Source organism: Aetokthonos hydrillicola CCALA 1050 (assembly GCF_017591665.1).
Classification (GTDB): Bacteria; Cyanobacteriota; Cyanobacteriia; order Cyanobacteriales; family Nostocaceae; genus Aetokthonos; species Aetokthonos hydrillicola.
This window is the reverse complement of sequence record NZ_JAAKGC010000032.1, coordinates 73,080-83,039: the sequence shown is the minus strand read 5'-3', so window position 1 is coordinate 83,039 and position 9,960 is coordinate 73,080. Positions and strand designations below refer to the sequence as shown.

General features: G+C 41.3%; 10 protein-coding genes and 1 pseudogene. 3 read left to right on the top strand and 8 right to left on the bottom strand.

The annotated features are described in order from the left end of the window. The 3 genes from G4P69_RS17785 to G4P69_RS17775 all read left to right on the top strand — a co-directional run. On the top strand, positions 1-235 hold a 235-nt coding region (locus G4P69_RS17785; protein ID WP_208350679.1), incomplete at its 5' end, for a hypothetical protein. 280 nt (positions 236-515) lie between these two features. Continuing rightward, positions 516-1,748, top strand: coding sequence for a hypothetical protein (locus tag G4P69_RS17780; RefSeq protein WP_208346194.1), 1,233 nt, complete (start codon positions 516-518; stop codon positions 1,746-1,748). Between the two features lie 34 nt (positions 1,749-1,782). Beyond that, the gene (locus tag G4P69_RS17775; protein WP_208350676.1) at positions 1,783-3,960 is read left to right on the top strand and encodes a serine/threonine-protein kinase; all 2,178 of its coding nucleotides are present in this window, start codon (positions 1,783-1,785) and stop codon (positions 3,958-3,960) included. On the opposite strand, the pseudogene G4P69_RS17770 reads toward G4P69_RS17775, so the two are convergent. The 8 genes and pseudogenes from G4P69_RS17770 to cysE form a co-directional block, all read right to left on the bottom strand. Beyond that, positions 3,957-4,241 (bottom strand): annotated as a pseudogene (locus G4P69_RS17770) (MAPEG family protein); the annotation flags it as partial. The gene G4P69_RS17775 and the pseudogene G4P69_RS17770 sit on opposite strands and share 4 nt — an antisense overlap. A 318-nt stretch (positions 4,242-4,559) precedes the next feature. Continuing rightward, positions 4,560-5,093, bottom strand: coding sequence for a TnsA endonuclease N-terminal domain-containing protein (locus tag G4P69_RS17765; protein WP_208350669.1), 534 nt, complete (start codon positions 5,091-5,093; stop codon positions 4,560-4,562). Between the two features lie 416 nt (positions 5,094-5,509). Further along, a complete protein-coding gene (gene nifT / locus G4P69_RS17760) occupies positions 5,510-5,713 on the bottom strand; it encodes a putative nitrogen fixation protein NifT (protein ID WP_208350666.1) in 204 nt (67 codons plus the stop codon). 95 nt (positions 5,714-5,808) lie between these two features. Beyond that, positions 5,809-6,105, bottom strand: coding sequence for a nitrogen fixation protein NifZ (locus tag G4P69_RS17755; RefSeq protein ID WP_208350664.1), 297 nt, complete (start codon positions 6,103-6,105; stop codon positions 5,809-5,811). Beyond that, positions 6,092-7,225, bottom strand: a complete 1,134-nt coding sequence (nifV, locus tag G4P69_RS17750; RefSeq protein WP_208350662.1) for a homocitrate synthase — start codon at positions 7,223-7,225, stop codon at positions 6,092-6,094. The genes G4P69_RS17755 and nifV overlap by 14 nt, the downstream gene beginning before the upstream one ends. A 369-nt stretch (positions 7,226-7,594) precedes the next feature. Continuing rightward, positions 7,595-7,792 carry a DUF2949 domain-containing protein gene (locus tag G4P69_RS17745; RefSeq protein ID WP_208346339.1) on the bottom strand — a complete coding sequence of 66 codons (198 nt, stop codon included), beginning with the start codon at positions 7,790-7,792 and terminating at the stop codon, positions 7,595-7,597. 133 nt (positions 7,793-7,925) lie between these two features. Further along, positions 7,926-8,180 (bottom strand): Asr1405/Asl0597 family protein, encoded by a 255-nt coding sequence (locus tag G4P69_RS17740; RefSeq protein WP_208346340.1) that lies wholly within the window; start codon positions 8,178-8,180, stop codon positions 7,926-7,928. Between the two features lie 2 nt (positions 8,181-8,182). Next, positions 8,183-8,950 (bottom strand): serine O-acetyltransferase, encoded by a 768-nt coding sequence (gene cysE, locus G4P69_RS17735; protein WP_208346341.1) that lies wholly within the window; start codon positions 8,948-8,950, stop codon positions 8,183-8,185. Positions 8,951-9,960: the final 1,010 nt, after the last annotated feature.

The following is a 9,960-nucleotide window of genomic DNA, read 5'->3' as shown; positions in this document are numbered from 1 at the left end:
ACGTTTGCACTCTTGTTGCGCTGTAAGGTTGCTGTCATGTTTTTATGATTGCGTGGATTTGACGCAGATTGTTTATGAATTAGGCGTTTTGTTAGCCTGTAACTTTACTTTACATTCGTTTACTTTCATATCCAAGCAGCACTGGCTTAACCCGGTAAGCCTGTTTAACTACTTGGTTCTAGAGCTACAAACTGGCTGCGCATCTGTAGGTAGGAACTTAAACACTTCCCAATAACGTAGTGCGCTCTTGCACTTAAGCGGGTCAGCTATCCCTAGAGGGGAGGCACGAAGCCCCGTCCTTTAGGTCGGGGTGCTGACAGTTTTTTCGGTTTTTGGGGCTGCTTTTGCTCATCTTATTAATAATATCAAACCAGCTGATGTTGTATCTATCCCAGAACTGTAAACTGATGCTGAATGCTGACTTGGGATGGTTTTCTTGTTAAAGTTGTTACAAGCTTTGTGTGTGTTACAACGTAACTCATAAGTTAAATTGTGGACTTACCAAAAATCAACGGATGAATCTTGAAGAAATTGACAAATTGTTAGCCGATTGGAAAAAGAAAATTGATCTTGTGAGTCAGAACCTTATAGACTTACACGGACTTCCAACATACCAGCGTCTTGCTGGTGTTTCTGGTTTTTCTAAGGTACAACTTACGGGAGTAACGCAAGCCCGCGTGACTTCAGCCCTAGAAGCAATGAATGATTTGTTTGGCTACTTTGATCTGCTTGTGAAAACAATCAATCAAGCAGCTGAAATACGGGCATCAATACCAAGATTTTTGGGTTCACCACAAAAACTTCAGGAAATTGAACAAATTTTGACTAAACCATCGATTCAGTTAGCTGTTGTTCACACTCCATTGGCAAACAGAGGACTTTTAACTGCTGCACAGACGACTAATGCGATCGCTCCACAAAAGTTACTTGTGCTGATGATGAACGCTTATGATGCGGCAAAGCAAGTTGTTTTAGCAGTTGACGAAGCTTGGTGCCGGTTACAACCACTGCTAAGCTATACGGAAGACGAGATCCACAAGTTACAAACATTAGCTAACTTTCTTAAAATAAATTCTTTACAGGAACTTCCCGTAATTCGCGAAAAAATAAGTTCTTTACGTCTTGATATTGAACGAGATCCGCTAGGAGTTAGGGCAGATTTTGCCAAAGAAATTTACCCCCAGATAGCACAGATAAAATTGTTTCTCCAACAGGCAGCTAAACAGCAGGATCTGTTACGCAAGAACTTCGCGATCGCGCATCAACTACAATCACAATTACTAGAATTGCATTCCAACGCAACAGCAGCTTTTGACGAAAGTACCTTAAAGGTGATTGAGCATTCAATGCTGCAAAAGCCGTTAGCAATTGAGGAAATAGAAGCGCTTTCTTCCTGGCTAAGGCGACTAGAAACCAAGTTCGTGGAAGGTTCTGTAAAACCTGTGGAAGTTGGTTTAGAAAACTGGACCATCAAGGCGAAACAATATATTGCATCTGTGGAAGCTGTGTACTTAGCAAACAAGGCACCTTTAGATACAAGAGCAGAACTCCGGGGACGGTTAGAAGCTCTCAAAGCTAAAGCACTCGCAAGAGGACGAGTAGAGGATACTATTTTGTCTGAATTAGCTTCTCAAGCTCACCAGCTTCTTTATACTCGACCAACACCTTTAAATAAAGCGGCGGAGTTAGTATCTCAATACGAAAAACGCCTCAATGGTTATTTGCCGCCTTATTCTCATAAATGCTAAAACAAGTTCATTTAACTAAATAAAGGAAAGTTTAATGGACGGCGATCGCTGTAAGCGCAACAAATGTAATGGGATTATTGAGGATAGCTATTGTAACGTTTGCGGGCTTGCTGAAATCAATACTTCTTTAAATGAAAACATTACCAAACAAACCCAACAAAATACCAAAAGTGCCAGTATAACGACAGGAACAGGTTCTTCACCGCATACAGACCGGTCTAAAAGTTCTCGTGGAAGCCAATCTGGTGGAAAAAGCAACCGCAAGCATCTTGGTGCTGGACTTGTATCGGTTCCAGAATTGCCTTCGACGGAACCAGAAAAAGCAATTATGGCAGAAGCAAAGGTTCCTGACAATAAACGCTTCTGCGCAAACTGTAACAACCGTTTAAATAGGGAGAAAGGTTTTTGTCCCAAATGTGGGCAAAAGTATTCCTTCATACCCTCTCTCAAACCTAACGACTTAGTAGGTGGACAATATGAAGTTAAGGGTGCTCTCGCCTATGGTGGACTAGGCTGGATCTACTTGGGCTTTGACAGAGTTCTGTCTCGTTACGTCGTTCTTAAAGGATTGCTCAACACTGAAGATGCAGCTAGTGCAGCAGTTGCGGTAGCAGAACGCCAATTTTTAGCTTCAGTGAAGCATGCTAATATTGTTGGCATCTACAACTTTGTCAACTATGGCAGTGAAGGATTCATTGTCATGGAGTATGTTGGTGGCAAGACGTTGAAAGAAATTCGCCAACAGAGGGGAGCGTTACCAGTAGATGAAGCAATATCCTATATCCACCGAATTTTAAGTGCTTTTGCGTACCTCCATTCCTTGGGTTTGGTGTATTGTGACTTCAAGCCAGATAACGTCATACTTGAAGATAACGACGTGAAGTTAATTGACTTAGGTGGTGTCAGACGCGTTGATGATCCTGACGGCGACATCTACGGTACTGTAGGTTACAGTGCGCCAGAAGCAGGCGAAGGACCAACTGTTGCATCCGATTTATTTACTATTGGTAGGACTCTCGCTGTTCTGTTAACTAATATCAAAGGCTTTACCAAAGAGCATTTATATACCCTTCCTACTCCTCAAGAAGAACCACTATTTGCCGAACAAGAGTCACTATATCGATTTTTACTGAAATCAACAGCCAAAAATCCTGATGATCGCTTTCAGTCTGCTGATGAAATGGCAGATCAGTTGCTAGGTGTGTTACGGGAGATAGTAGCTCAACAAACAAACACACCTCACCCCTCGGGTAGCAACCTTTTCGGCGGAGATATGCTGACATTAACAAATAACATCGATTTTCAGCCAATTAAAGCTGACTACCAGCAGTTGCCAATTCTGATGCTTGACGCCACAGACATAGCTTTTAACGCAGTACTTAACGCAGGTGCTATTCCTGATATAAGTAAGCGAGCTGCTAGCTTGAGACAAGTTGTCAAGCAATTTCCTAGCTCTCAAGAAGCACTGCTACGGTTACTAAATACCCTGATTGAAATTGGCAATTATAATGAGGCGCAAAAAGCTTTAGCACAATTTGAAAAGAAACACCCTCAAGATTGGCGATTGTGGTGGTGTAAGGGACGAAGCTTTATGGCACAGGAGAAAGCCAACGAAGCACAAGAAGCTTTTGACAAAGTGTACTCTTATTTGCCAGGAGAACTTGCTCCTAAATTAGCTCTTGGCTTAGCAGCTGAAAAGGCGGGTAATTTTCAACTAGCGATTCGAATGTATAATATAGTTTCTGGCACAGACCCTAGTTATACTTCAGCTGCGTTTGGTCTGGCTCGTTGCTTGTGTGCAATAGGAGACAGAAATAAAGCGGTGGCAGCTTTGGAACGTATACCGCAAAGTTCTAATTTGTATACGCGATCGCGCGTCGAAATTGCCAGAACACTGATTGATTCTTCATCTTCTGCACCAGGTGCAAAAGAACTCAAAGAGGCTTCAATGGCAATCGAAGCACTTACTCTTAACAGCTTGGATCGCTATCAACTGACAATACAGATTTTGGAAACAGCTTTACACCTAGTCACTTCTCAAGCACTCTCACCTACTTCCTCTATCTCAATTTTGGGACAGCCTTTTGAGGAATTGCATCTCAGAAAAGGGCTAGAAAAAGTTTTGCGGGATATGGCACGTTTATCTACAGGAATGGAGAAAATTCTCATGGTTGATCAAGCTAATCGCGTACGCCCCAGAACATGGGTTTAGTTGTGAACGATCCCAGCAAATCCGTAATAAACACAAGCAGCAGCACCGACAATATACACCAGCCAGGTGAGGAAAAAACCAAAGGCACGTCCGGGCGAGGGACCATAAGTTGTAATCACGCCCCAAGCATGGGCGATACGAGCAATTGTGAGCGCACTACCAAGAAACCACAGAAGCCAATTTTGAGAATGCATCAACTCAAGTGCCAAAATGAATATCAATGCGAGCGGTACGTATTCTGCAAAATTGCCGTAGGCACGTACTTTACGCTGTAATATTCCATCGTCACTGGTTTTAGTTAAAACTGACTTCTTTGAACCTCTCTCCGGTCTAAAGACACGGAGATTCTGGTAGAAATCTTACCCCTCAACTTTTAGCCCTATTAGCTTATCTGGTTGAGTAGTTTCCACCTTGTTAGAGATCCGCTCCAGGGGAGAATGAGTCTTCCCACGTTCAGACGCGCTTACTTGATTCGCGGGTTGTTTGAAACGCTCCCAAGCCTCTAACAGGGTTGGCTCCATCCCTGGATACTGACAAGCAGCATCCTGCAATGAGAGCGTATTTTCCTCATTTACAAATCTACTCAGATAAGCACTGAATTAATTTCTCAACCGTATTGTATTTTGTTCGAGATCTGTTCTGACCCGATAGTTAAGTCCGTATTTTTTCGCATATTCCTGACCTGGTGGACAAAACCAATTTCCCTTTTCATCTTGGACGTAGCGATTGGGTTGTTGTTGTGCTTTTAGGCGCAATTCACTAATCGGTTTAAATTCTTCCCAACCAGCCCAGTTTATTTCGATTACGAAAAAATCAGGAGTATGGCTTGTACGAACTTGACGAGCGCTTTTTGAAAAGTAGTTTAATTCTATAGGCGGTGGTTGGTCGTAATATTCTAAAACTTCTCGGTTATGCTCTAGTTGGTCTATAATATGCGCTAACTCCCCCCGGTGAGACTCGAACTGAATAGTCTGACCCATTTTTTCACTACAATAATTCCCACAAACATTGCCATAGTTGCCTTGTACTCGCCGAGATGGTGGTACTTGGCGAATCTGAGCTATAAGAGCGCGGGTGTTTTGGGCAAGCCTTTTTTGACTGCACCATTGGTCAAACTCTTCTTCTGTGAGCATTGATTGGTTAGAGTTTGGTTTTTTTTAGTTTACCGGATTTGTGTCCATTTTCTTCTTCTTTTTTAGGATTGTGTCCATTTTCTTCTGACAAAATCCTAATTTCTGTCTTCATCTCAAATACGAAGTTACAGGTATTTCAGCTTATGACTTGGCCAACTTCTCCTTCTAACACCTGGCCAAAATCTTCTTCAAGTCACATAGGACTCCACCAACTGCAAATTCAAAGCACTTAATCCCAAGCTGGCTCTCATCTATGACCACATCACACCAATTAGAAGTAGGGGGAAATAGCATTCTCTACTTCTCGATTGGGGATTGTGTCGATGTCCAGTTTGGGTTTTATTAATCACGGATAAAACCGCATCCTGTGATTAGGAATGTAAGCAGTGAAATATAATACTTGCTTACAGCATTATTTACGCTAGCCGTTTAGCCTCAACTGTCTGTGGTAAATCTACCATATCTGGCAAACTAGCAAATGCTAATTCCCAACCATTTGCCAAAGTCAAAATCTTTCCATCTTCTCCTTCTGTTTGCTTAACAACTTCTTCCTCGAGATCTTTCTTAGCAACGTAGACAACTAAAGTTCCAGAGGCGTTTTGGCGCAGCATGACTTTCATGAAAGTGTTCCTATTTTATAGATTTACTCGTGAAACGTTTTAAGGGAACTAAAGTTTCTATTGTTCCGTTGTCCCTTTTGAGTGCGTGAAATTCCCTAATATGGTGTATTCCGGGGAGCAGTATTTTCTGGGTTATGTTCAACTAGTTCTAGTTCTTTTTTGCGGCAACCTACAATAAATCCTGTATTCAAAAAATGTACAGCATAAATATAGGATGTTTGCAAAAATGTACCTATACTGACGACATAGCCGATATCTCCCTTTTTTGCTAAGTACGCCCCAATTTCTTGACCTGGGAAAGTACCATCGTTTTTGATTAGCTTACGAACACGAACTTTGTCGCCAATCCCAAAAACAGGCGGTTGGTCTAGCTCTAACTCATCTAATTGCATGGGAATATCTTTTTTCGTGCGCTAAATTTAATAGTTCTTCTGTCGTTAGACCACGCTTTTTCTCTATCGACTGTTGTCGTACTGCTTCCAAAACAGAAGTTGTTTCTTCTGGGTTTAGAATGATACCGTGTTGCTGTAGAACGTTAAACACCAAATGGCGACCAGAATGCTTACCTGCTACTAAACGCCGTTCCCATCCTACCTCTTCAGGAGCAAATGGCTCATACGTAATAGGATTTTGGAGTACACCATGAGCATGAATCCCAGCTTCGTGAGCAAAGGTATTTTCACCAACGATTGCTTTCCAAGGTGGAACGTTAGAGCCTGATGCAGACGCCACCATCCGTGAAAGATCTAATAAACGAGGAGTGTCAAGCCCTAAATTAATACCGTGAATATGTTTGAGCGCCATCACAACTTCTTCTAAAGCTGCATTTCCGGCTCTTTCACCTAACCCGTTTACTGTTGTATTGACTGATAAAGCTCCAGCTTGAACACCAGCAAGAGCATTAGCAGTTGCTAAACCAAAATCATTATGGGTATGGACTTCTACAGGAATCGATAGAGCCATCACCAAGCGCTGAACTTTTGCGAAAGTCGATAAGGGGTCAAGAATACCTACTGTGTCACAGAAGCGAAAACGTGATGCACCTAATTCTTCAGCATAAAGTGCTACATCTAAGAGAAAGTTTTCATCGGCTCTAGATGAATCTTCTCCTCCTACTGCTACCCAAAGACCTTGATCTAAGGCGAAACTAATACTGTCTCTTAGTTGTTGTAGGGTAACGCGCCACTGTCCATGAAATTTGGTGGCAATTTGAATTCCGGAGACGGGAGCGGCTATATGCACTCGCTTTAAACCGCACGATATAGAAGCCTGAATATCTGAGATGACGGCGCGGTTCCAACCTAGCAATTTTGCTTGCAAACCTAAGTCGGCGATTGCTGCGATCGCTCGTGTTTCTTCTGCACCCATTGCAGGAATGCCAACCTCTATCTCATCAACACCGAGAGCATCGAGTGATTTAGCGATCGCGACTTTCTCCTCAAAATTAAAGGCAACACCAGCTGCTTGTTCGCCATCACGGAGTGTGATGTCGTTTATTATAATTTGATCCATCTGTAAAATGCCTCTTAGCCAATTTATCAATTAACAGTTGTAGAAACATAAATTTCTGTATTTGTACATAAACTAAATCAATTACAACTTTAAGTTACTAACTCTTCATTTGTAATTGTTGAGGAATGTGAATAATTAATCTGTATGTTGTTAGACAAGATAAAGTAAAATCTTTAAATTATCAGAATTTATTAACCCGTCATGATAAGATGTAATTAAGTATTGTAGAAGACACTTATACATTAAACCATGGCATTATTGCTGTAGTTATAATCATGGAATTGGGGAAAATAAAAGAACACAAAATTCAATTATGACCTTTAACACAAGTATCCAAAACGATTACCCTTCTGGTTTCTTGTTTACCTTCTAAGTTTGGTCTTCCAACCAATTAAAAATCTGTTCTAGCTGTTCAATGGAGACTAAGCCATACTGCCAGAGAAGCATTGGTAATGGAGCATTTTCTAGCTTATATTTTCGCCATGCGACATCAATATCGCCCATTGAAAGTTCTAGCTCTTTTTGCAAAAAATTGATAAATTTTTTATCACTGTAGCTAGCTGACATACTAAGTTACTTGACATTTTTACTACAAAATTACACAAGCAGTCTAATACAATTTAGTGGAAGTTAAAGCCACCATATATACTAGTCAGTTGTACTAATGAGACATGAAACAGGGATGATTGACATAACTTACTCAGGTACTTGGCAACTGCCAACAGTGTTCTAGCCAATCAATTAGTTCCTGGCGAGTTGCCATAAATTGCACTAGAGTGCTACGAACGAGAATAGCCATTAAAGAACTATTAATCCGCACTCGCAAAGAACCATCCGTTGAACACCAACATGGAATCATCAACTCTTGTAAGCGGTGATAGATTCGCCAGCGATCACATAAAGGAATTTGCAAGATATACTCGCCTACGACTTCAGAACTCGATGGTTGCAACATAATTAACGTTCCTTTATTACCAATTCTTTTTGTTGAGAGTGATTGTTGAGAGTTTGCAACTGCTGTTCAAGCCGGGAAATACGTTCCAATAACGAGCGAATCACAGTAGCTTCTATATCGGGTAACTTGCCATGTTCTAAAGGTGATAGATTTTTCTCCTGTGACCTGGAAATATTGCGCCCAGGGATTCCCACGACAGTGTGATCTGATGGAACATCACGCAAAACAACTGAACCAGCACCAATACGGACGCGATCGCCAATTTGAATATTACCCAAAACTTTTGCGCCTGCTCCCACTACGACATTGTTGCCTAAAGTAGGATGGCGCTTACCGGTTTCTTTTCCAGTACCACCAAGAGTAACATTCTGGTAAATGAGTGTATAGTCTCCGATTACCGCCGTTTCACCGATGACAACACCCAAACCATGATCGATGAACACACCCTTACCAATTTGTGCTCCTGGGTGAATTTCAATTCCGGTTAAAAATCGTCCTAAATGAGAAATTAAACGAGGAAGAAAACCCACTTTATGACGATATAACCAGTGGGCAACACGATGTAAGCAGATTGCATGCCATCCTGGATAGCACAGCAAAACCTCTAGCCAATTACGTGCTGCTGGATCACGCTTAAAGATAATGAGAAAATCAGTCAAGAGCGGCTCAAAAAAAACGCCAGAAAGCAGGGTTTTGAGATAGTTGTTACTGACACAATCTGACATTTTTTTGCTTTGTGAATTCCTAGTACGGTCTAGAGTCTGTTGCATTGGTGCTGTGAGAGTGAAAAGAGCCGTGCTCTGTTTTTCTGCTTATAGCAGGAGGCTCCAAATGTTCGAGTATATCTGACGTTGATTGAATTTATTGGATTGATTAAGGCTGTACTCATAACCCCCAAACTTTTATGTAAAGGCAATAGAAAATTTTTATTGGGGTAGGGGTACTAGTATTTCTGAGGTCGGGTACTAGTATTTTTGGGGGGCAGGAATAAGTATTGGTGTACTCAAGGAGTAATGGGCATCGGGCATGGGGTATGGGGCATTGGGAGAAAAAAGCTTATAGAAGTTCCTTCTTGCTCAAGATTTACCGATAAGTACATCCGCAAAATCGATTTTATATTCACACCGGCTGAAATACTTGTGGAACAGCGATTCCAGCGCCAAGAAAGATAATTAGTTTTGCATAGTCACTTATAATTTTTCTCCTCTGCCCTGTACCAATTATCCCGTGCCCCATGCCCTATGCCCTATGCTCCATGCCCCATGCCCATTTCCCATAATTAATGCGGGCTTAATAAAGGACTCAAAGCCTTTTACTGCATGGGATAGAACCGCTTACAAGGAAGATTAAAAAAATATAAATTGAATTTTTTCTCAAAAAAAAATGATATGTTGGATACAGAATTGAATTTCGCACATTTCTGGAGTAGACGCATGTAGACTACTCCAGATTTCTGAAGAAAAAATCGGTCTTCAGTTAGTACTCCGGGTAACATTTTATCAGCCTTTGAGTACAAGGCTAGATAGATTAAAAAAAGCTAAAATTTGGCTCAAACCTTTGCTGGGCTTGAGTTTTATTTGAGTACACAAATACCTGCCCCCTCCTTCATAAACACTCGTACCCCATCCTAAAAATACTAGTACCTCTACCCAAAAAAATTTTTTAAAATTCTCTGATGTGCTAAGCATCAGGGTTTTGTATTGTGAGTACAAGCTTAATCAATTCAATAAATTCTATATCGAGCAAACCTACTAGCCCTGTTTAAAACAACTGATATAAA

Excerpts from the sequence above, each read along its gene's own strand:
- G4P69_RS17780 (WP_208346194.1), top strand. The coding sequence starts at position 516 with ATGAATCTTGAAGAAATTGACAAATTGTTAGCCGATTGGAAAAAGAAA.
- G4P69_RS17775 (WP_208350676.1), top strand. The coding sequence starts at position 1,783 with ATGGACGGCGATCGCTGTAAGCGCAACAAATGTAATGGGATTATTGAG.
- G4P69_RS17765 (WP_208350669.1), bottom strand. The coding sequence starts at position 5,093 with ATGCTCACAGAAGAAGAGTTTGACCAATGGTGCAGTCAAAAAAGGCTT.
- nifT (WP_208350666.1), bottom strand. The coding sequence starts at position 5,713 with ATGAAAGTCATGCTGCGCCAAAACGCCTCTGGAACTTTAGTTGTCTAC.
- G4P69_RS17755 (WP_208350664.1), bottom strand. The coding sequence starts at position 6,105 with ATGCAATTAGATGAGTTAGAGCTAGACCAACCGCCTGTTTTTGGGATT.
- nifV (WP_208350662.1), bottom strand. The coding sequence starts at position 7,225 with ATGGATCAAATTATAATAAACGACATCACACTCCGTGATGGCGAACAA.
- G4P69_RS17745 (WP_208346339.1), bottom strand. The coding sequence starts at position 7,792 with ATGTCAGCTAGCTACAGTGATAAAAAATTTATCAATTTTTTGCAAAAA.
- G4P69_RS17740 (WP_208346340.1), bottom strand. The coding sequence starts at position 8,180 with ATGTTGCAACCATCGAGTTCTGAAGTCGTAGGCGAGTATATCTTGCAA.
- cysE (WP_208346341.1), bottom strand. The coding sequence starts at position 8,950 with ATGCAACAGACTCTAGACCGTACTAGGAATTCACAAAGCAAAAAAATG.